We start from the raw sequence: 20,175 nt of genomic DNA, 5'->3' as shown, positions 1-20,175 counted from the left end.
GGTGGAGGTCAAGCTGGTCAGAGGTCGAGCAGGTAGATCGTCGCGAACAGCCCGATCCACACCACGTCGACGAAGTGCCAGTAGTACGAAACGACGATCGCGCTCGTCGCCTGCTCATGGGTCCAGCGCTTCGCGGCGTACGTGCGTCCCAGCACGAAGAGGAACGCGATCAGGCCGCCCGTCACGTGGAGGCCGTGGAAGCCGGTGGTCAGGTAGAAGACCGAGCCGTACGCCGAGGACGACAGCGTGAGGCCGTCGTGGGTGACCAGCTGGTAGTACTCGTAGGCCTGACCGGCGACGAAGTACGTGCCCATGAGGAGCGAGAGCACGTACCACTCGCGCAGACCCCAGCGCCGGAAGTTCAGCAGGCCGCCGTCGCGGCCGACCTTGCCCGCCTCGGCCTTGAACACGCCCATCTGGCACGTCACGGAGGACAGCACCAGGATGGTGGTGTTGAAGGCGGACAGCGGCAGGTCGAGCTCGGCGCCGGGCCACGCCTCCTGCCCCTGCTGACCGATGGTCACGGAGCGGATCGTGAAGTACATCGCGAACAACGCCGCGAAGAACATGAGCTCAGACGACAACCAAACGATCGTCCCCACGCTGACCAGATTGGGCCGATTGGCCCGAGCGTGGGGTGTTGTCTCTATCGCGGATGCTGTTGCCACGGGCAGCATTATTACGTCACCCGACCCAACACTGACGCATGACCCCCCTTCTGGAGTTCCCAAGCCCGTCTCAGCGGCCCGCTGCAGACCCTCAAGGAACGCCCGAAAAGCCCGCGTGACAAGGGCTTAAGGTGGATCCGACGGCGTTCTCCCGATCAAGAGGCCGCGCGACCGGGCCCGGCGCCTCGTGCGCGGAGGGGTGAACCGGTAGCCTTCTCTGCCATGAGCACCACCCCGGAGACTCCGATGAAGGTTCTCGTCTACAGTGACGACGCGAACACTCGCAGCCAGATCCGGCTGGCCCTCGGCCGCCGGCCGGCCGCCGACCTGCCGCTGATCGAGTACGTCGAGGTCGCGACCCAGCCCGCCGTGGTGGCGCGGCTCGACGAGGGCGACATCGACGTCGCGATCGTGGACGGGGAGGCGCAGCCCGCGGGCGGGCTCGGGGTCTGCCGCCAGGCCAAGGACGAGGTGTACGACTGCCCGCCGATGCTCGCCATCATCGCCCGGCGCGACGACGGCTGGCTGGCGACCTGGTCACGCGCCGACGCCGTGCTCAGCCTGCCGCTCGACCCGATGGCCCTGGCCAACTCCGTCGCCGACCTCATGCGCCGGCGCGCCGAGAACCGCCTCCCGGCACTTTAGAACCACAACACACCGGGTCTGGCGGGGCCCCGTCAGGGGACCGGGCGTCCCCGCGCACCGACCCGATATCTGGGGGAAGCATGGACGCGCGTACGACCTGGCCGGCACTGCTCAACGCCCTGCTCGACGGCGAGTCGCTGTCGAGCAGCGAGACCGCCTGGGCCATGAACCAGATCATGGCCGGGGAGGCCACCGACGCGCAGATCGCGGGCTTCGCCGTGGCCATGCGCGCCAAGGGCGAGACCGTCGCCGAGGTCTCCGGCCTGGCCGACGGCATGTACGCCAACGCCACCCCGATCGAGGTCCCCGGCCAGATCGCGGACCTGGTCGGCACCGGCGGCGACCGCGCCCACACGGTCAACATCTCCACCATGGCCGCCGTGGTCGCGGCCGCGGCGGGCGTGAAGGTCGTCAAGCACGGCAACCGCGCCGCGTCCTCCTCCTGCGGCGCCGCCGACCTGCTGGAGGGCCTCGGTGTGGCGATCGACCTGCCCCCCGAGCGCACCGCCCAGGTGGCCGAAGAGGTGGGCATCACCTTCTGCTTCGCCCCCCTCTTCCACCCGGCCCTCCGCTACGCCGCCAAGACCCGCCGCGAACTGGGAACGCCCACGGTCTTCAACTTCCTAGGTCCCCTGACCAACCCCGCCCGCCCCAAGGCCCAAGCCGTGGGCGTCTTCCACCCCCGCATGGCAGGCATCGTCGCGGGCGTCTTCGCCGAGCGCGGCTGCTCGTCCCTGGTCTTCCGCGGCGACGACGGCCTCGACGAGCTCACCACCACGGGCACCTCCACGGTCTGGGCAGTCCGCGAAGGCACGTCGACCGAAACGACGTTCAACCCCGCCGACCTGGGCATCCCTCCAGCCAAGCCGGAGGATCTGCGCGGCGCCGACGCCGCGTTCAACGGCCGAGTCGCACGCGAGACCTTCGCCGGGACGCCCGGCGCGGTCCGCGATATGGTCCGCCTCAACGCCGCCGCCCTGATCGTGGCCGCCGAGGGCACCCCGCCCGCCGCCCAGCTCACCGAGGCCCTCCGCACCGGCTTCGAACGCGCCGGCGAGGCAATCGACTCCGGCGCCTCCGCCGCCCTCCTCGACCGCTGGATTCAGGTCTCCCAAAGCTTCAAATAAGCCACCACGCCACCAGCTGCGCCAAGCACGGCCCTCACTAACGCTCGCCCTGGTGAGAGCATCGCCCTCGCTCCGCTCGGACAGCCTTATCGGGGCTCCCGCCCCGAGCCCCAAGCTGGGGCAAGCCCCAGACCCCACCCCTTCAGTGGTTCAGCCCCTCCAGCCGATCCCGGCGGCTCCAGCCCCATAGCCGGAAGGGAGACGCTCGGTTGGTCAGGTAAGTGCGTCTCCCGGAACTTCCGCAGCGACGGTCAGTTTGCCGTTCAGCGGTCGATCGGACTGTCCGGCGAGTCAAGCCAGATCACCTGACCGGTTGGAGTCACTGTGATGCCATAGCGTGTGCAGTCTGGCCTTCCTGCCTTGATCCAGCGTTCCTCGGTCTCCTGGAGAACCGCTTGCGGCAGACCCTGGCCGCGCAGGGGCATGAACCATGCCGGGGCTGTGAACCGCCCCTCAGCAGTGGCGTCCGCGTTGACCTTAAGGATGGCGAGTGGCCCGTCCGGGCGAAAAGTGGCCGCCCACGGAACCACGATCAGCCCTCCCGCTTTCGTCTGCTTGACCCAAGCATGGGGAAGAGTGTGCGCCGCCGCGGTGGCGATCACGCGATCGAATGGTCCGTGCGCGGGTGCCCCGACTTCCCCGTTTCCGGTGATCACGACCACATCAGAATGCCCAGCCGCCCGCAGTGAGTCACGGGCGTGGTCTGCCGCCTCCCGGTCAATTTCGACCGACACCACCTCGGCGCCCAGTGCCGCCATGCAGGCGGCGTTGTAGCCGGTACCGGTGCCGATCTCCAGCACGCGCATACCGGCGCTGAGCTCCAGAGCGTCGATCATCTCGGCCATGATCGACGGAGCGGATGAGGACGACACCGGCCACATGCCGTCCTTGATCTGCGTGGCGATCGCGTCGTCCGATGCCACCAACCGCTCCCACTCTCGCGGATCTTCTTCGCGTGATAGCGACACGAACCGGCCGTCGCGCACCACCCAGACGGTCTCGGGGATGAAGAGCCGCCGATCGACAGGCGGAAGCCCGTGGAACGTGCTCACGCTGTCCCAGTCCCGTTACATGAGCCGCAGGTGACCTTCTGTTCCTTGTTGTCGAGGTTGACCTTCACCCACCCCTTTCCACCGCATGCCCCACACGAGTCCTTCTTGTCATGTTTGCCCATGCCGCCATCTCCTTCTAATGTGCTTGCGGAATCTACGAAAGAATGATGAGCGCGAGACACCTCCACACAGGTGCGTCCTACGTGACGCCAGGCCGAGGGGGCCCGCGTTGTTCTGCCCGTCAGATCACTGTGGGCTTTGTCCGCAGCACGACCCGGATGAGTTTCCCGCCCTCAGCGAGGCTCTCGACCGTCCAGTCGTCCACCAACTGATCCACGATGAAGATCCCGCGCCCGTCCGTTGAGGCCAGGTCGGCGCTCTTCATGACGACCGGTTCCGGGGACTGATCCCACACCTCGATGACCGGACACCCGCTGTCACCCAGATAGCAGCGGAAGACGATGAGCTGATCGTCGTTCGACACCTTCACGGCATTTGTGATCAATTCCGACACGACCAGCCGCACGATGTAGTCGTCGCCGAGATCCCAGTAGGACCACGCGAACGCCCCGATGTCACGAGCTTCCTTGATCGCGGTATTCACCGGCTTCAACACCGCGGTGAAAACGATCGGATCCTCGCTGGCATCCTGCGAATCCGTGATCACCTTTGACCCACCTTCGCGTTTTCGGCTATGACTCCACACTGGTCCAGCGACAGGGACGGCCATACGCCATTCGGAGGACGTCTGGGACGTTTTCTCGATACCTTTTGAATGTGTCCGTACTGTCCTAGGCTCAGAGTGGAGCAACGATGCCGAACGACGCACTCCGGCGGGCCATGGACGACGCGCAGCTCACGCAGGCACAGTTGGCCGAACGGTGCGGTGTGGACGCCAAGACCGTCAACCGGTGGATCACCAATGACGGGCGCCTGCCACACCCCAGGCACCGATGGGCAGCGGCGGAGGCGCTGGGAGTTGATGAGTCCATGTTGTGGCCGGACGGAATCCGCCGAAATCTCAAGACCGGGCCTGACCGCGAGATAGTCGCGACATATCCGTACAGGTCAGCCTGTCCGAAGTCGGTATGGCGAAACCTGATCACGAATGCCTCCGAAGAGCTCACCTTCGCCGGCTTCACCAGCTACTTCCTTTGGCTCGAACTCTCCAACCTTCGCGCCGTTCTCCGCCGCAAGGCAGCGCAAGGGTGCCACGTCCGCTTCCTGATCGGTGACCCGGAAAGTGAGACCACGCACCGGCGCGAGCAGGTCGAGGGCGTTCCCCTCACCGTTGGCACCCGCATCCGGATCACGCTCGCCGAACTGAGCAAGCTCGACGGTGTCCCGAATCTCGACGTGAGGTTCGGGGACGATCACATTGCCATGAGCGTGTTCCGCTTCGACGACGACATGCTCGTCACTCCCCATCTGGCGCGGCTCGTCGGCCACGACTCTCCGATGCTTCACCTTCATCGATGTCAGGACGACGGGCTGTTCGACAGGTTCAGTTTCCATCTCTCTGAGTTGTGGGAGATGGGGCGGCCCGTAGACCTCGCCGCCTACTCCAATCCGCCCGAGTGACCACCGAGACCTCGGCTATATCGGTGCGAGCGCACTATCGAGAACTACTCACAGGACCCATAGAACAAGCACCGGTTCGAATGATCAACTGGCGCCAATCCGGCCAGAGCGACACAACGCGAGGCGCAGATTGTGTCGAGTCGACTCGTCTCGCCTCAGCCGTTGGAATGCGAGACAGCAAGCCCCCCGTAGCGGCGCGCCTCAGCCTTTCAGCTCAGACCATCGCTGATCTCATCGCCCGCCTGAAGCGGGACGAACTCAACCCGTAGGGGTCGTAGGTCGTAGTGATGTCGGCGTGGCCGAGCATGCTCATGACGGCCTTGGCGTCCGGACCGCCCACGATGAGTTCGCAGGCGTAGGTGTGGCGAGGGGGTGGAACTTGATCGAGCCGTGCACGCTGGCAGTGTGGCCGGTGGCCTTCACGAAGCCCCCGCAGCTTAGAGCGACGGACGCCGGTTCGTGACTTCAGCGCACGACAATGACGGCCAGGGCCACGTACTTGCTGCCCAATAGGGGGAAACCCCAGGACAGGTCGTTGCCGCTCCGTAGGTCGGCCAGCGCAGAGCCGAACCGGTCATCTCGGCTGATGCCCGTGGCCTGCGAGCAAGCCATCTTCGAAGCGTGTTGGTCAAAGACCTCTTCCAGCCAGTCCACGGCCTTCTCGGGTGTGCTGGCTTTCCGCTGCAACATGCTCTGCGGCTTCTTCAGCCAGTCGCGAGTCATAACCGGTGGCGTGGCCATGCTCAGGTCACCGCACAGCGAGTCGCGCTTGGGGCCTTGGGCTGTGGCGGTGTCCCCATGCCAGAGGTAGCAGCAGAAGGCCATTAAGAAGCATCCTTCGAGAAGCACAGGCCCCGCCTTGCTATCTCCAAGGCGGGGCCTGGTGGTAGTTGGCTGATGTGCGGGGATGTCTAGGCCGCGATAGTGGCCAGGGCCGGGGAGTCTGCGGGCAGATCGAACTCGCCTGCTTTCGCTCCTGCGATGAAGTCGCGCCACTCGAAGTGATCGAACTTGGAGACGTTGCCTTCCTCGTCGGTGACGACGACCGCGTCCCGGACAATCGCGACGTTCACGCAACCACACGTCTCCTGCTGTCCGTCGCATCTGCTGGATTTGATGAACACATGGCCTCCTCGGGCTGTCGGGTGTTGGAAGCTGTTGGGTGTTGGAATCGGCCGACCCCGCGGCTAGAGGTGGCCAACCGGAATCATGGAGTGGAGTCCAAAACTCCGCGTCATCGCTCGACGGCCTGTGAAGGTAGCTGTTGTGGCCCCGGTGCCGGGCCCTCGATGACCTCGACCATCGGGACGGCGTTCGTCCCTCGTGGCGGAGACGTCGCCTGGTGAGGGTTGCAGGCCACCGTTCCGCCAATGTGTTCCCACCAGCCGGGACCGTAAGTGATGGGCTTCCGGCAGTGACGGCAGATCTGCGTCTCAGCCATGGTTAGACCGTCAAGGCCCTCATACCCATGACGCTCGCCACAGAGTGGGCAACTTGCTGAACGGCTCTTACGTGTCCGATGCGCTGGGGCCGCTGCCTGTCCCAGCGCCAGACGAACCACCAACCGGTCACGGCGTCGAAGTCGCACCCGATTTCCTCACGCGCGTCTGACTCGTACCTGGTGACCATGAGGCGAGTCGGCAAGCCGTCGGCCGGACTGAGTCGTTCGGCTCTCAACGCCGGCCAGACGCGGGCAATCTCGCCACCCAACTCGTCCAGGAAGACGACCCGTCGGCTATCCGGCGTCTGCTCGTTTGGCCTGGTCTCTCGGTGTTTGAGTCCGTCGAAGGTCATAGCCACAACGTTGGCTCACCTCGAACGCTGCGGGCCAGAGATTTCACTACCTTTCACACCCAGGGATGGGAGGATGACAGGCACGGGTGTCAATCATCGTGAAACGCTCCTACCTGCAAGAACCTCATGCGCCAGGATCAGCACCGATGCCGTCGTCACATTCGCCCTCATCCAGTGCGCAAGCCGCGCGTCAGCGTCTGGGGGAAAGTCTGCGCCAAATGCGGCAGGAGGCGCGGATCTCAGGTGTACGTTTCGCTGAACTCGCTGGTTGGCGCTCTTCTGCACAAGTCAGCATGGTCGAGCGCGGGCAACGTGGCATCACTCCAGATCACGTACGGCTGTGGTGCAGAATCTGCGCCAAACCTGATCACGTGCTGGCCGAACTGCTTGCCGAGCAACGCGCCGTTGCCGGGATGTGGCAGACCCACCAGGAGAGTAACCGGGCAGGGCTCAAGGGCCGCCAGGAGAAGCTCCGAGACAAGTACTGGACGGTTCGCCTGCACCGCGTCTACCAAACCAAGTACGTCCCCGGCCTACTCCAGACGCGCGGCCTGATGACCCATTACCTGACCACGGCCCGCCTTGAGCAGCATCTCGACCTCGACGATGTGGCCGACGCCGTAGAGGCGCGGCTAGACCGGCAACGCTGCCTGAACCGGCCGGACGCCCGATGGCTGTTCCTACTGGAGGAGGACGTGCTGTGGTATCGGCCAGCAGAACCGGAGATACACGAGAAGCAACTCCGCTTCCTGCTGGAGATCATGAGGCGCCCCACGGTTTCGCTGGGGGTCATCCCGCGCGACATCGACCGGCACGGCGTCAATCCCGAGGAGTCGTTCACCATGTCGGAGCTTCCCGGTCGCTCGGTGGTGGTCACAGTCGAACTGGTCTCCGGCACTCTGACCCTGACGCAGCCCTACGAAACCCGCATGTATGCCGAAGCCTGGGAGCGGTTGTTCGGGTTGGCTGTCCACGGGGACAGGGCGCGGGCGCTGATACGCGCCCCGTTGGCGGTGCTTGGGGAGTCTTGAGGAGAGGTACTAACCGAGTGAGGGTCATACCGTTCCCGGCTGCTGGAGGCTCCAATGCGTGAGATCGACTTCATCGGCTCCGACCCTGGCTCGGAGGACGAGCGCTGTCCGGCAGTGGCCCGCGATCCCAACACTGGCGACTTCTACCAGCAGGGACGTCTCGTGACCGACCCAGAGGTCTTGAAGGCTCTGGGGAAGCATGTGGCGCTCGCTCCTGACGAAGCCGTGATCTGGCAGCCCGCACGCATGGCGGAGCAACTCGCAGAGGCGGCGGCAGGCACCTATGAGAAGGGACGCCAGGGACACGGCATCCCGACCTTCGCGGAGCTCCTGGCCAACACCAAGCAGTCGGCCGTCCATCTGGAGATGCGGGACTTCTACCAGCCGTCTCCAGGCTATGAGGAATGGAAGGCTGGAGGGTCAGGCCGTACGGACCGGTCGAAGTGGGTTGCCCAAGTGGAGGAAGCTGTGGGGCGTGGCGTAAAGATGCGCCGTGCCCGCATCATCAGCGAGCCTGCGTCGGATTATGTGCGCTGGCTCCACTCGGTCACGGACGTGAACATCAAGGCGGGGGAAGAGGTCCGTTGGCTCCCTCGGCGCCAGGCGTGGGACCTGATGCTTCCCGGTGCGGACTTCTGGATGTTCGATCAACGCTTGGTGCGGTTCCATTTCGACGCAGGCGACGGAACGATGCTGGAGGAGTACGAGTTCGTGTCGGACCCTCGCCGGGTCGCTCAAGTCGTTGCAGCGTTTGAGATGGTCTGGGAGCGAGCCGTACCGCACGCCGAATACACGGTGTGAGATTGTCCGTCTGCGTAGGTAACAGCAGTCCCCGGGTACACCAGCCTCGCTGGCCTTGCGGAGGGGTTGGGCCACTGAAGGGGCCCAACCCTCCGCAAGGCCACTAAGGCTTCGTCAGGCGACGTCGATTGGCATCACGCCGAGCACCAGGTCGTTCAGGGCTCCTGGCATGCGGCCGAAGGTGGCGACCCAGGTCTCCAACATCAGGGGGAGGCCGGGACGACAGACCGGAGCCGATCGTCTCGAAGCCATCCGCACCTGGCGAAGGGCAAAGGCCTGGCGGTCAACGACTCGGGCCCACTCCCTCCTGCCATCCTCGCCCAGGACGACGCCGCTCACTAGATGTTGCTGAATCGGACGTCGGTGACGGCAATGATGAGGGATTGGCGCGTTGATCGCGGGTATCAGGCAGCCAACGCGCGCAGTGCGAGTTCGACCTGATGCTCGATCGTGCCCGGCGCCGGCGCGGAGATGAGTTGGACGATCCGGATGAGGCCGAGCAACTGGTAGGCGATGTCGTCTGCGGTTACGTCCGGGGCGAGGGTGCGGTCGGTGGCGGATCGCTCGATGGCTTCGCGGCCGACGGTTCTCAGATGGGCAAGGCACCGGTCGAGATCCGCGTCGGAGGGGGGTCCGCCTGCGAGTAGGTCGATCATGGCCTTGTTGGCGGTGAGTTGAGCCAGCGTCTTGGTGAAGAGCTCTCGGAGTCCGTCGATCGCTGACGCCCCGTCAGGAAGATGGGCGACGGCGAGGTCGGCGAGGTCGGACCCGGTGATGGCCTGCACGAGGTCTTCCCTGGTGGGGAAGTGTCGGTAGAGCGTGCCGATGCCGACTCCGGCCGCTGCCGCGACCGCACGCATGTCGACGGATAGGCCGTGGTGTCGGAACGCCTCTTCTGCGGCGTTCAGGATCCGTTCCTTGTTCGCCACGGCGTCGCGTCGCTGCTTGCGCTCTTCCGTCATGTCCTCAGCATAACGATGCGGAACATGTGTTCCGCATCGGTGCTACGCTTTTCCGGAACATGTGTTCCGGAATGATGGAGGTGTGTCGTGAGGACGATCGTGATCACGGGAGGCACGGACGGGATGGGCGCCGCCCTGGCGCGCCACTACCTCGCAGCAGGAGACCGGGTGGTGGTGATCGGACGTAGCCGCGCCAAGTTCGAGGCGCTGGTTGCGGCCGCGGCGAGCCAGTCCCCTTCGGCGCCATCCAGGGCCGAGTTCATCGCGGCTGACCTCTCCCTCATTGAGGACAGTCGCCGCGTGGTCAACCAGCTGAAGGAGAGCCACGAACGCATCGACGCGCTGGTACTCGCGGCGTCGTTCATCCGGCAGCGCCGACACAGCACCCCCGAAGGGCACGAGGCGTCCTGGTCGCTGTTCTTCCTCAGCAAGTACCTGTTCGTCACGCAACTTGCCGACCTTCTGCGCGACGGCGACAGGCCGGTCATCGTGAACACCGCCGTCCCGGGCGCCCGCCCGGATGCCATCGCGTTCGACGACCTGGAGATGGTCGACGGGTTCACCTTCAAACGATCGAACGCTCAGCAGCGTCGAGCAAACGAACTGCTCGGAATCCTCGCCACTGACCAGAACTCGGATCTCAGCTACGTCACCTGGGGACCCGCCCGGCTAGTTCGCTCCAGCTTCGCCGGCGAAGTGGGGACAGGCATGAAGGTCGCTGCCGCCGTTCTGGGGCCATTGCTGGGCCAACGTCCCGAAGATGCGATCCAGCCGATCATCAACATCATCGACACCCCGACCCCGGGTCGAGCCGCCTACCGCGGCGCCAAGACGCGCCCACTCACCGTCGGCGCCCACGACGAGAAGGACGCTGCACGCCTCGCTTCTGCCGTCGAGGACATCCTCTGATGCCGCACCGGAATGCCCCGCTCCCCCGACTTCCCCGTTTCCGGTAATCACGACCACGTCAGAATGCCCAGCCGTCCGCAGTGAGTCATGGGCGTGGGCTGCCGCCTCCAGGTCGATTTCGACCGACACCACCTCGGCGCTCCTTAAGCAGCGGACGGATCAGCACGCCACGCTGTTGGTGCGCCCGGAAACGCGAGCCAGCCATAGCCGCACCGTGTCTACTCGCCGGCTCCGAGGGGCTGGCAGAAGGGCGTGAGCATGTCGGGATCGCCTGGAAGGATCCCGTCCATGACGCTGCCTCAGCCAAATGATCTGACGTCTCTCGTTCTGCGCACCGACTTCGGCGATGACTCGGAATGGCAGGCGTTGCAAGCAGTGATTGACAGCTATGGTCACGGCGACGCGACCTACGTCGGTGATCTCGCGTATGCAGGTGCGACCGTTCAGGCTCTCGTGGAAGCCAATGCGGCCGCGCAGGAGGATGAGAAGCTGGCTTTCCTCTTCCTTGCTGACTCGGTCACCATGACCGATCCTGAGACCCCGTTGCTGGCGGTCGACCTGTTCGACGAGCCCGGCAGGACGTTCCGGGTGCCTCCCCGGTGGTATGCCGAGATTTCGGCGAACTTGTGCATCGCCAACATGGATTTCGCCGACTACGCCGACGCATCGGGCACGTTCAGCGGCTTCAATGACATGTGAACCACCTGCATGAGGCAAATGGATACGTGTGCCAGGACCGGCTTATGGTCCGGAACGTAGCGCCGGAGGAACGCCCCTTCCGCCGAAGTTTCGCCTCCGGTGGGAAAGACAGCACTCCGGTCGAAATCATCTATTTGCGAGTGGCCATTCTCCGATGCCCTTTCTTCGGGGTTTCTCTTCACTCGTGAGGTGAGGGCGGCGGAAAACGGCCACCCAGGACCCTAGGGCCCTATAGCGCCATCGCCGGCGCCTCAAATGCCAGGCTGCAGGCCGAGTTGGAAGCTGGGCCCGCGGCGCGTGCTGGGACGATCAGTGTTGGACGTTGGTGCGGACCGCCGAGCTGATTGATGAGCGGTTCGGCGTCGAATACACCCTGGCCGGGTAGGCGCCCTGCTGCACCGGATCTGGTGGAGCGTGCAGGTCCTGCCCCGGCGCGCGGCTGAGCGCGACGAGGAAGCCATCTTGCTGTGGAAGGACCAGCAGTGGCCGGTGATAAAAGAACGGCGGCGGACCTTTGAGCCTGGCTCTGCTTCGAGACGAGACGGGCCAGAGCCTGAGGCCGCCCACGAGCCGCACGTGGGGCCTCTGGCCAGGCTCTCCTATAAGGTCACCCACCACGTCCGGTAAGTGCCGAACAAGCGCTCCCGGCAGGGGTCGACAGATGCCCAACAAGACATCGTGTCAGTTTGGGGCCGGGTCAGACCCCGCCGGGAACACCCAACCCCATTCTCACTGTTTGGGGCAGAGCCAGGCTCCCGCCCCAGGCGAGGAACCAGGGTTTCCGGCCTAGTGTCGTCTAGATCATTCTTCCGGAGTATGGCCAGGTAGAGCAGGGTTTCCGGTTCTGGGCAGTTGGAGGGTCTTGACGCGGCTGATCTGTGCCTCACCGGCGCGGACTTTTGGGTGATTGACGGGGCCGTCGTCTACTGGAACCACTTCTCCGGCGACAGCATCCTCACCGAGGTCGAAAAAGACGACCGGGAGGCATCGGCCAAGCTCGCGCGTTCAGCCTTTGAGGCCGCTTGGGCAAGGGGTATCGATCATTCCGAGTTCAGGCCCTGACGGTGGCCCGCTCTCCGACACCGGCAGTTCGGGAGGCGCGGCACGCCATTGCGGTGCGCCTGCGCGATATCCGCCGGGATGCGAACCTCAGCGGGACGGCCCTGGCACGGGCCGCGAATTGGGATCGCACGAAGGTCTACAAGATAGAGGCGACCACAACCGCGCCGTCTGAGCTGGACATCCGCACTTGGTGCGCTGTTTGTGACGCTGAGGAACAGATTCCTGATCTGATCGCGATGGCCCGCGCTGTCGAAACGATGTACGTCGAATGGCGACCGACACCGAGACATCAGCGCGTAACGGCGTCGGGTGTTCCTGTCCGTCCTGGATGAGGAGGTTCGAGAGCACGGCGGTATGTCCTGCAGGGTTGTCAGGCGGGCCGTGCGCCGGTTCTGCACGTCATCGATTCCCGCTGGTACTCGACATCACTCCCGTACGGGCAGGAAGTGGCTCACTGTGCAGAGATGTTCATCTAACGCTCATATTATTGCAAAGAAAAATTAAACTCCGTATCGTGAGCATTAGGTAACAGACAGTCCGCAACGGCAACCGGACAGCCTTCCTGGTCATCGCACTAGCGGGGTGGGGCTGGTGCCAGAGGAGGAGACCTAGAGCGAAGCACCGGGCACGACCTGGGCGCCCGGCTGACGATCTTCATATCGATCCGGCAGCACGCAGGAGGTTATGTGTCTGCAGAGACTCTGGGTTCGTTGGCGTTGGCGCTGCTGCTGCTGATCGCTGGCGCCAACCTGTTCGGACAGCTGGCCGCGATGCTGCGCCAGCCGAGGGTCGTGGGGGAGATCCTGGCCGGCATCCTGCTTGGCCCGTCGTTGTTTGAACTGATGGCGCCCGGTATCGCTGCGCAGGTCTTCGGGGACGGCGACAAGAGCCCATCCGCCGTGGTCCTCGGCTTCTTCTACCATCTCGGGCTGCTGCTGCTCATGTTCGTGTCCGGCGCGAGCGTGCGAAACGTGCTGGGCAAGGAGAATCGGAAGCCCACCGCCTGGATCCTGAGTCTGGGCACGCCGCTGCCGTTCTTCCTCGCGCTGGCCGTCGCCCCGTTGCTGCCCCTGGAGGCGTTCATGGGAGACGCCGGCAGCAAGCCCGCCGTGATCCTGGTGTTCGCCATCGCAGCGGCGGTCACCTCGATCCCCGTCATCACCAAGATCTTCTACGATCTGGGCATCCTGCACACCCGGTTCGCCAGCCTCATGCTGGGCGCCGCCGTGCTGGAGGACATCGTGCTGTGGGGTGTGCTCGCGCTGGCCACCGCGATCGCCACGGCCACCGTCGCTGCCGCTGGAGGCGCGCTGGCCGAAACGGTGTCCGTACACGTGGTCGCCAACGGTCTGTACGTGCTGCTCGCAATGACCGTGCTGCCACTGGTGTTGCGGCGGCTCAGCCGCGCCCGCTGGAACATCATCGCCACGCACACGCCGATAGCCTGGATCATGATTGTCCTCCTCGGCTACGTCAGCGTGGCCGCAGTGTTCGACGTCACGCTGGCCTTCGCCGCCTTCCTCGCCGGATTCGGGATCGTCGGCGGCATGAAGAGCACCGAACACCAGCGCTTCCAAGTCCCGCTGGACTCGATCAGCCACGTCTCCGGGGCGGTGTTCATCCCGATCTACTTCGCCATCGTCGGCTACCGGCTCGACTTCACCAAGGGCTTCTCGCCGCTCATGCTGATCGGCTTCCTGCTCGGCTCCTCAGTGGTGGTCCTGCTCTCGGTCGGCCTGGCGGCCCGGTTGGCCGGATTCCGGCGCCTGGACATCATCAACCTGGCCGTGACGTGCAATGCCCGGGGTGGACCCGGCATCGTGCTGGCCAGCGTCGCGTTCGACGCCGCCATCATCAACGCCCCCTTCTTCACCACGCTGGTCCTCACCGCCGTGCTGACCTCCCAGGCCTGCGGCGTCTGGCTGGCCTTCGTGCTGCGCAGAGGATGGCCGCTTCTGTCCAGTGAGGGCCCCGTGGAGCAACACAAGCCCGCGACAGCCATGGCGGGCGAACTGAACCGGGCTGCGTAGTGACCCGGACTGCCTGTGCTGCATGGCGCTGGGCATCTACCCGATCTTCGGGGCGCTGCCGGCGGGCATCGCCATGGCCGCCCCGGCGTCCGCCGAGTCGCCTGGGCCCGGCCTGCTACCCGGCCACAGGTTCCTGTCATCGGAAGGGATCCGCCGCAGGTGGCGGCCCATCAAGCCGGTGGGGTGCCGCAACCACGTGTAGTAGTCCGCGGCGCAGGGCCGTGATCGGAAGCAGAAGCAGCTACAGGCGAGAACCGAAAGATCTTCATCGAGGAGGAAACCGAGTGAGCCGTACCCACATCGTCGCCACCATCGGACCTGCGACAAACTCCGCAGAGATGCTGATCTCGTTGACCCGGGCGGGCATGAGCGTTGTGCGGCTCAATGCCTCACACAACACCCTGACCTGGCACCGGGACACGATCGCACTGGTCAAACGGGTGCTCCCCGCGACCCCGATCCTTCTGGACGTGCCAGGCCGGAAGATCCGCACCGCCGACCTCTGCCATGAGCCGGTGTTCGGTGTCGGTGAGGTGATCATCCTGACAACCGAGGAAGGTCACGATGGTCAGCGCAAGGTGACGATCGGCTCCCGGCGACTGCACCAGGACGTCTCGCCCGGTGCCACGCTGTTGGCCGATGACGGCAAGTTGCGGTTCACCGTCGTCGAGGTCACCGGCTGCGACCTGCACTGCCGGGCCGAGGTGGCCGGTCGGCTCCGCAGCAGAAAAGGCATCAACGTTCCAGGGGTGGAACTCGGCGGGGAACTGGTCGGTGACCGCGATCGGGACATGCTGGCCTTCGCCCGTGACAACGGTGTTGACTTGGTCGGGATCAGCTTCATCGAGTCGGCCCGGCATGTCAGGCTGGTCCGGCGGGAACTGCCCGGCGGACGGCCCGGCATCGTGGCCAAGGTCGAGACACCGGGCGCCGTGCTGAACCTGGAGGAGATCATCGACAGTTCGGACGCGATCATGATTGACCGCGGTGATCTGTCTGCCGAAACGGACGCCACGCAGATCGGCGTGCTGCAGAAGCAGATTCTGTCTCGAGCCGCCGGATTCACCCAGCCGGTCATCGTGGCGACAGAGATGCTCGACACAATGATCGAGCGGCCCTGTCCCACCAAGGCCGAGATCACCGACATCACCAACGCCGTCCTTGACGGCGCGGCCGCTGTCATGCTCTCCGGTGAGACCGCGATCGGCGCTCATCCCGTCGCGTCGGTGACCACGATGAAGCAGATCGCATCGGTGGCGGAGCAGTATTCGGGGAGGGCGGACATCTCACGCGGCCAGAGCGTTCTCGCCCCCCGGCCTGCCGACGACCGGATGGCAGGCTGACGGTGACGACAGAGCACACCCGGCCGTCTCCGGCACCATCGCGGGCCAGATGATGCGGATCGCCGTCTTCAGCGACCTGCACCTGGAGGACAACCAGTGGTCACCTCCCGCACTGGACACCGCCGTTGACGCCGTGGTCCTGGCCGGAGACATCGCCCCAGGCCTCGACGGCGTGCAATGGGCCGAACGCAACTTCTCATCGCCGGTCATCTACGTGCCCGGCAACCACGAGTACTACGGATGGGACGCGGAACAACTCACGACGCGCTTCGCCGAGTCACAGTCCAAGACCGTGACCGTACTCGATCGCTCCTGCCTGGAAGTCGGGGAAGGCGAGCACAGCGTCCGCTTCCTGGGGTGCACCCTGTGGACGGATTTCCGCGCAGCCGAGGCGCATGGCACCACACAGACTCAGGCGATGCAAGAGGTCGCACGGAAGATGCACGATGTCGACCAGATCATGCTGGGTGGCCGCCCCCTTACTTCCAGCGATGTGGCGGCGTGGCATGCACGCGACCTGGACTGGCTCGGCCGTCGCCTCAGCGAACCGTTCACTGGCACGACGGTAGTCGTAACGCACCACGCTCCCAGTCCGACCTCGCGCCATCCCGCCTACCCACCTGACGCGATCCTGGCGTACTTCCTCAGCGATCTGCGTGATCTGATCCGAACGCACGCGCCGGACCTGTGGATCCACGGGCACACCCACCATTGCGTCGACCACGTCCTTGGCCGAACCCGCATCCTGAGCAACCAACTGGGCCGGCCAAAGCGAACCAGCGCACAAAAGGACGCCTATCTCGCCGACGCTCGGCCCTTCAACCCAGGACTGGTGATCGAAGTCGGCTGACCTGGGCTCCCTGCTCGCTACGGCCTTCCGGCCAGCGAGCAGAGGCGACCAGATGCGGAAGGGGCGTGGAACCATGACGCCCCAAGTCAAGACCGCCGAAGGTGAACCACCCCAGCTGAGATGCCCTTCCGCCCCCATCAGCAGCCGATGCGGGGCGAAGGCTCCGTAACGACCCTGACAAGTCCCCAGCGTTCCCACCGGTGAGTCCAAAGAGGGGACAGCGAGGATGCACCCCTGAGATGTCGGCGGGGAGGACTACGGCGACGAGTGAATCGTCGGCACGGAGGTGGACGATCCCGGCGTGGAGGTAGACGATCCCGGCGTGGAGGTAGACGATCCCGGCGTGGAGGTAGACGATCCCGGCGGCGACGCCGCCCCCGCCGTGTGGGGAGATCACCTGTGGGCGGTGGCCTTGCCGGTGGTGGCGTCCACCCGTAGCTCGCGCTTTCGGCCGTTGCCGGTGGTGATGTCGACCTCCCAGACGTACCTCGTCTGGCGGTATTCGAAGTCCACGGAGACCGCGGTGCCCGGAACGGCCTGCACGGCGGCCCGTACGGCCTGGCGCGCGGTGATCTTCGCCGATCGCAGCGCCTTGGCGTAATCCCTGGGCCTCGATCCGCCGGCGCGGCGGTCGCCCTTGTCCGAGGCGTCGATCTCGTTGGAAAGCACGCGGCCGTTGCCGGCGTCGATGTGCAGTTCCCGCCAGGTGCCGCCGACGGCCAGGACGTCGGCCTCCCAGATCAGGGTCCGGCCGTTGTGGTGCAGTCCCAGATCCGCGATGTGGCCGGGCACCGCCGCCAGCGCGGCGTCGGCGGCCCGTTCGATGTTGAGACGTGCGGTGGCCGGTTGGACGCGGCCGTCGTCCCCAGCGGCGAATTCGGTGGCGGTGGCCCCGGCCAGCACTCCCACCGCGACCGCGATCACCAGGTATGGCCCACATCTCGACAGCGCGTTCTTGGCGGCGAACTTCATGCTTTTCCCTCTCGATTGGGCCAGCGTTCCCCGAAAGGCGGGTGGGCACGAGGCGCAGCCAAGGGCTTTCACGTGACACTGGCGTGCCTTGCCGATCTTGTACCGCCCGGCCGGGGTCCGCGTGGCTGGCGCACCGACCACACGTCATTACACTGCGTGACGAGACTATCACCGATTGCAACGAATGGGCGATATGCGCCTACTGATCGTCGAAGACGAGAAGCGGCTGGCCAGGTCATTGACGCAGAGCTTGGTCGCCGAGGGCTTCGCGGTGCCCTGCTCGACATCATGCTGCCCGGCATGAACGGCTATCGGGCCTGCTCGGCATTGCGCTCCGGCCGCGTGGCCCACATCGATTACTCACCGTTAAAATCTATTTACAGTACGTAGCATAGGGTGGCGTTCCGTGACATCGTGCCGGTGCCAGCAGGTATCGGCCCGGCCCTCGTGGTTGAGGGGTATGCAATCGGCAGGAAAGGCTGCGCTGGTGGGTCCTTCTTTGATCATGGCGGTACGGCACGGCGAGAGCGCCGTCAACGCCGCCTACACCGAGGCCAGTCGCACCAACGCCGCGGTCGCGTTTCCCGGAGGGAACGCCGACGTGCCGCTGACCGAGCTCGGCCGCGCCCAGGCCGCCGCCGTGGGCCGCTGGCTGGGCGGCCTGCCGGCGCAGCGGCGTCCGCAGGTGGTCTGGTGCTCGCCGTACCAGCGGACCATGGAGACCTGGCGGATCGCTGGCGAACAGATCGGGCGGATGGGCGAGCCAGTGCCCGAGACCCGGATGGACCAGCGGCTCATCGACCGGGTCATGGGCGAGCTGGAACTGATGAACCCCCAGGCCATCGGCGAGCGGTTCCCCGAGGAGGCGCGGCGGTGCAAGGAGGTCGGGGAGCACGCCTACCGTCCACCCGGCGGCGAGTCGTTCGGTGATGTGGCGGCTCGGCTGCGGGCCCTTGCGTCCGACCTGAACGGCGACGCGGACGCGTCCCGTGTGCTGATCGTTGCCCACAATGCCGTCGTGACCGTCCTGCGCCACGTCCTCGAGGCCGACGACGACACCGACATGACCGGCATCGCCGCCTTCGGCCCGGTCGCCAACGCCTCCGTCAGCACTTGGGAGCGCCGCCGGCAACGGCTCACCCTCGCCGAGTTCAGCGCGATCGGCCATTTGCGTCACGGAAAGGCGGTCCCCACCTGGTGAGGTCTCAGTGGCCGCTGCCCCCAGGGATGCCACCCGACCTGTGGACCGTCGAAGCCACCACCAAGCACGTCGAAGTCACCACCAAGCAATGGGACACCGACGGGCGACCTCCGCTGGACGCCCACACCATCACGATCGACCACAACGGCACTCACATCCACACACCACCTGTGCCTTGAGGGAGCCAGCGCCCACTGGCCCCGCTGCCGATCACCTGACGGAGGGGTGAACCACTGAAGGGGTGGGGGTCTGGGGGCTTGCCCCCAGCTTGGGGTTCGGGGCGGGAGCCCCGATGGGGCTGTCCGAGCGGAGCGAGTGCGATGCCCTTAACTGGTGGCTACGGGCGGGGCCTGGCGCTTTCAGTCGGCGTCGGGGAGGCCTAGGGAGAAGGCGGCTTCGAGGTCGTGCTTGGAGTAGGTCTCGAAGGCGATGTGGGTCTCGGTTTCGAGGATGCCCGGGACCTTGTTGAGGCGGCCGGGGATCACGTCGTTGAACTCCTCGTGCCGGTGGACGCGGATCATCGCGATCAGGTCGTACTTGCCGGTGATGGAGTAGACCTCGCTGACGCCGTCCAGCGCGGCGATCGTCTCGGCGACCTCGCGGATGCGGGCGACATCGGTCTTGACCAGCACGATCGCGGTATGCACTGACTCCTCCTCGAGTGGCTCGTCCCGAGCCTATCCCCTGGACAGGGCCGCGATGCGGCGGGCAGGACCGGCCCGGCGGGCCAGGACCGCGAACGCCACTCCGGCTACGAAGCCGTAGATGTGCGCCACGTACGCGACGTTGCTCTCCTTGTCGCCGAGGGAGAGCCACTGCAGGACGAACCAGTAGCCGAGGACCACCCAGACCGGCAGCCGGATCACGATGATCGGCGGCACGAAGCTCACGACGCGGCCACGCGGGTTGAGGATCAGGTAGGCGCCCAGCACCCCGGCGATCGCGCCGGAGGCGCCGATGAGGGGCACGCCCGAGTCGGGTGAGGTGTAGGCGAACCCGTAGACGGCGACCAACCCGAAGAACAGGTAGCTGAGCAGATAGCGAAGGCGCCCGAGTCTGTCTTCGACGCCCATGCCGATGACGAACAGCGCCACCAGGTTGCCCAGCAGGTGCAGCCAGTTGGAGTGCAGGAACATCGAGGTGAACGCGGAGATCCAGGGGATCTTGTCGAAGGTCGCCTCCCCGCATTCGCGCACGATCTGGGGCGGAAGGGGCTGCTGCTCGCCGGTCGTGAGCTCCTTGGGGATGGCACCGTGCTCCAGCGTGAACTCGACGGCGTTGCACTCGCGGACCTGGTTGTCGCCGTACCAGGTGGCGAAGTTGGCCATGGGGGTCATCAGGAAGACCACCACGTTGGCCGCCACCAGCAGATACGTCACCCAGGGCACGCGCCGTGCGGGCTGGCTGTCGTAGAGAGGTAGAGCCACGCCAATCCTCGCTGGTTGCCC

26 protein-coding genes and 1 pseudogene are annotated in these 20,175 nt (G+C 65.6%); 17 read left to right on the top strand and 10 right to left on the bottom strand.

The features are described 5' to 3' along the window. Nucleotides 1-17 precede the first annotated feature (17 nt). Complete coding sequence (locus ACH34W_RS05870; RefSeq protein WP_395959664.1) at nucleotides 18-677, bottom strand: heme-copper oxidase subunit III; 660 nt, start codon at nucleotides 675-677, stop codon at nucleotides 18-20. Between the two features lie 213 nt (nucleotides 678-890). Between ACH34W_RS05870 and ACH34W_RS05865 the strand changes: the two genes are divergently transcribed. Together ACH34W_RS05865 and trpD are read left to right on the top strand one after the other, a co-directional pair. Then, nucleotides 891-1,313 (top strand): hypothetical protein, encoded by a 423-nt coding sequence (locus ACH34W_RS05865; RefSeq protein ID WP_395959663.1) that lies wholly within the window; start codon nucleotides 891-893, stop codon nucleotides 1,311-1,313. An 80-nt stretch (nucleotides 1,314-1,393) separates the two neighbouring features. Then, nucleotides 1,394-2,440, top strand: a complete 1,047-nt coding sequence (gene trpD / locus ACH34W_RS05860; RefSeq protein ID WP_395959662.1) for an anthranilate phosphoribosyltransferase — start codon at nucleotides 1,394-1,396, stop codon at nucleotides 2,438-2,440. Nucleotides 2,441-2,703: 263 nt separating this feature from the next. On the opposite strand, the gene ACH34W_RS05855 is transcribed toward trpD, so the two are convergent. Both ACH34W_RS05855 and ACH34W_RS05850 read right to left on the bottom strand, forming a co-directional pair. Further along, entirely contained in the window at nucleotides 2,704-3,426 is a 723-nt protein-coding gene (locus ACH34W_RS05855) for a protein-L-isoaspartate O-methyltransferase (RefSeq protein WP_395959661.1), read from the bottom strand. A gap of 307 nt (nucleotides 3,427-3,733) precedes the next feature. Next, the gene (locus tag ACH34W_RS05850) at nucleotides 3,734-4,159 is read right to left on the bottom strand and encodes an ATP-binding protein (RefSeq protein WP_395959660.1); all 426 of its coding nucleotides are present in this window, start codon (nucleotides 4,157-4,159) and stop codon (nucleotides 3,734-3,736) included. 146 nt (nucleotides 4,160-4,305) lie between these two features. Between ACH34W_RS05850 and ACH34W_RS05845 the strand changes: the two genes are divergently transcribed. Both ACH34W_RS05845 and ACH34W_RS05840 read left to right on the top strand, forming a co-directional pair. Beyond that, on the top strand, nucleotides 4,306-5,073 hold the full coding sequence (locus ACH34W_RS05845; RefSeq protein WP_395959659.1) for a helix-turn-helix domain-containing protein: 768 nt from the start codon (nucleotides 4,306-4,308) through the stop codon (nucleotides 5,071-5,073). 80 nt (nucleotides 5,074-5,153) lie between these two features. Then, nucleotides 5,154-5,342 (top strand): DUF397 domain-containing protein, encoded by a 189-nt coding sequence (locus ACH34W_RS05840; RefSeq protein WP_395959658.1) that lies wholly within the window; start codon nucleotides 5,154-5,156, stop codon nucleotides 5,340-5,342. Nucleotides 5,343-5,538: 196 nt separating this feature from the next. On the opposite strand, the gene ACH34W_RS05835 is transcribed toward ACH34W_RS05840, so the two are convergent. From ACH34W_RS05835 to ACH34W_RS05825, 3 genes are all read right to left on the bottom strand, one after another. Beyond that, entirely contained in the window at nucleotides 5,539-5,898 is a 360-nt protein-coding gene (locus ACH34W_RS05835; protein ID WP_395959657.1) for a hypothetical protein, read from the bottom strand. An 86-nt stretch (nucleotides 5,899-5,984) separates the two neighbouring features. Continuing rightward, on the bottom strand, nucleotides 5,985-6,197 hold the full coding sequence (locus ACH34W_RS05830) for a DUF397 domain-containing protein (protein WP_395959656.1): 213 nt from the start codon (nucleotides 6,195-6,197) through the stop codon (nucleotides 5,985-5,987). 319 nt (nucleotides 6,198-6,516) lie between these two features. Next, a complete protein-coding gene (locus tag ACH34W_RS05825) occupies nucleotides 6,517-6,867 on the bottom strand; it encodes a hypothetical protein (RefSeq protein WP_395959655.1) in 351 nt (116 codons plus the stop codon). Nucleotides 6,868-6,953: 86 nt separating this feature from the next. Between ACH34W_RS05825 and ACH34W_RS05820 the strand changes: the two genes are divergently transcribed. Further along, entirely contained in the window at nucleotides 6,954-7,898 is a 945-nt protein-coding gene (locus ACH34W_RS05820) for a helix-turn-helix domain-containing protein (protein WP_395959654.1), read from the top strand. A 54-nt stretch (nucleotides 7,899-7,952) separates the two neighbouring features. After that, nucleotides 7,953-8,699, top strand: coding sequence for a DUF6879 family protein (locus tag ACH34W_RS05815; RefSeq protein ID WP_395959653.1), 747 nt, complete (start codon nucleotides 7,953-7,955; stop codon nucleotides 8,697-8,699). A 404-nt stretch (nucleotides 8,700-9,103) separates the two neighbouring features. Here the strand turns inward: ACH34W_RS05815 and ACH34W_RS05810 are convergent, their stop codons facing one another. Continuing rightward, complete coding sequence (locus ACH34W_RS05810; protein ID WP_395959652.1) at nucleotides 9,104-9,661, bottom strand: TetR/AcrR family transcriptional regulator; 558 nt, start codon at nucleotides 9,659-9,661, stop codon at nucleotides 9,104-9,106. Between the two features lie 87 nt (nucleotides 9,662-9,748). Between ACH34W_RS05810 and ACH34W_RS05805 the strand changes: the two genes are divergently transcribed. The 9 genes and pseudogenes from ACH34W_RS05805 to ACH34W_RS05765 all read left to right on the top strand — a co-directional run bounded on the left by ACH34W_RS05805 (nucleotide 9,749) and on the right by ACH34W_RS05765 (nucleotide 16,554). Beyond that, a complete protein-coding gene (locus tag ACH34W_RS05805) occupies nucleotides 9,749-10,570 on the top strand; it encodes an SDR family NAD(P)-dependent oxidoreductase (protein ID WP_395959651.1) in 822 nt (273 codons plus the stop codon). Nucleotides 10,571-10,858: 288 nt separating this feature from the next. Beyond that, nucleotides 10,859-11,269 carry a DUF6924 domain-containing protein gene (locus ACH34W_RS05800; protein ID WP_395959650.1) on the top strand — a complete coding sequence of 137 codons (411 nt, stop codon included), beginning with the start codon at nucleotides 10,859-10,861 and terminating at the stop codon, nucleotides 11,267-11,269. Nucleotides 11,270-11,585: 316 nt separating this feature from the next. Beyond that, nucleotides 11,586-11,896 (top strand): annotated as a pseudogene (locus ACH34W_RS05795) (winged helix-turn-helix domain-containing protein); the annotation flags it as partial. Nucleotides 11,897-12,121: 225 nt separating this feature from the next. Next, nucleotides 12,122-12,331 (top strand): DUF6879 family protein, encoded by a 210-nt coding sequence (locus ACH34W_RS05790; RefSeq protein WP_395959649.1) that lies wholly within the window; start codon nucleotides 12,122-12,124, stop codon nucleotides 12,329-12,331. A 2-nt stretch (nucleotides 12,332-12,333) separates the two neighbouring features. After that, nucleotides 12,334-12,663 carry a helix-turn-helix domain-containing protein gene (locus ACH34W_RS05785; RefSeq protein WP_395959648.1) on the top strand — a complete coding sequence of 110 codons (330 nt, stop codon included), beginning with the start codon at nucleotides 12,334-12,336 and terminating at the stop codon, nucleotides 12,661-12,663. Nucleotides 12,664-13,017: 354 nt separating this feature from the next. Beyond that, nucleotides 13,018-14,361, top strand: a complete 1,344-nt coding sequence (locus tag ACH34W_RS05780; protein WP_395959647.1) for a cation:proton antiporter — start codon at nucleotides 13,018-13,020, stop codon at nucleotides 14,359-14,361. 22 nt (nucleotides 14,362-14,383) lie between these two features. Then, nucleotides 14,384-14,563, top strand: a complete 180-nt coding sequence (locus tag ACH34W_RS05775) for a hypothetical protein (protein WP_395959646.1) — start codon at nucleotides 14,384-14,386, stop codon at nucleotides 14,561-14,563. 82 nt (nucleotides 14,564-14,645) lie between these two features. Beyond that, on the top strand, nucleotides 14,646-15,704 hold the full coding sequence (pyk, locus tag ACH34W_RS05770) for a pyruvate kinase (RefSeq protein WP_395959645.1): 1,059 nt from the start codon (nucleotides 14,646-14,648) through the stop codon (nucleotides 15,702-15,704). A gap of 49 nt (nucleotides 15,705-15,753) precedes the next feature. Continuing rightward, nucleotides 15,754-16,554: a metallophosphoesterase gene (locus tag ACH34W_RS05765; RefSeq protein ID WP_395959644.1), complete on the top strand. Its 801-nt coding sequence runs from the start codon at nucleotides 15,754-15,756 to the stop codon at nucleotides 16,552-16,554. 393 nt (nucleotides 16,555-16,947) lie between these two features. Here the strand turns inward: ACH34W_RS05765 and ACH34W_RS05760 are convergent, their stop codons facing one another. Beyond that, the gene (locus ACH34W_RS05760) at nucleotides 16,948-17,526 is read right to left on the bottom strand and encodes a PepSY domain-containing protein (protein ID WP_395959643.1); all 579 of its coding nucleotides are present in this window, start codon (nucleotides 17,524-17,526) and stop codon (nucleotides 16,948-16,950) included. A gap of 487 nt (nucleotides 17,527-18,013) precedes the next feature. Between ACH34W_RS05760 and ACH34W_RS05755 the strand changes: the two genes are divergently transcribed. Next, nucleotides 18,014-18,727 (top strand): histidine phosphatase family protein, encoded by a 714-nt coding sequence (locus ACH34W_RS05755; RefSeq protein WP_395959642.1) that lies wholly within the window; start codon nucleotides 18,014-18,016, stop codon nucleotides 18,725-18,727. Continuing rightward, the gene (locus ACH34W_RS05750) at nucleotides 18,724-18,906 is read left to right on the top strand and encodes a hypothetical protein (protein WP_395959641.1); all 183 of its coding nucleotides are present in this window, start codon (nucleotides 18,724-18,726) and stop codon (nucleotides 18,904-18,906) included. The genes ACH34W_RS05755 and ACH34W_RS05750 overlap by 4 nt, the downstream gene beginning before the upstream one ends. A 180-nt stretch (nucleotides 18,907-19,086) precedes the next feature. Here ACH34W_RS05750 and ACH34W_RS05745 read toward each other — a convergent pair whose 3' ends face one another. Together ACH34W_RS05745 and ACH34W_RS05740 are read right to left on the bottom strand one after the other, a co-directional pair. Next, nucleotides 19,087-19,374: an Lrp/AsnC family transcriptional regulator gene (locus ACH34W_RS05745; RefSeq protein ID WP_395959640.1), complete on the bottom strand. Its 288-nt coding sequence runs from the start codon at nucleotides 19,372-19,374 to the stop codon at nucleotides 19,087-19,089. Between the two features lie 30 nt (nucleotides 19,375-19,404). Continuing rightward, nucleotides 19,405-20,154 carry a rhomboid family intramembrane serine protease gene (locus tag ACH34W_RS05740; RefSeq protein WP_395959639.1) on the bottom strand — a complete coding sequence of 250 codons (750 nt, stop codon included), beginning with the start codon at nucleotides 20,152-20,154 and terminating at the stop codon, nucleotides 19,405-19,407. Nucleotides 20,155-20,175 lie beyond the last annotated feature (21 nt).

The organism is Actinomadura sp. 6N118, assembly GCF_044326415.1.
Lineage (GTDB): Bacteria > Actinomycetota > Actinomycetes > Streptosporangiales > Streptosporangiaceae > Spirillospora.
This window is presented reverse-complemented; position numbering and strand designations above follow the sequence as displayed.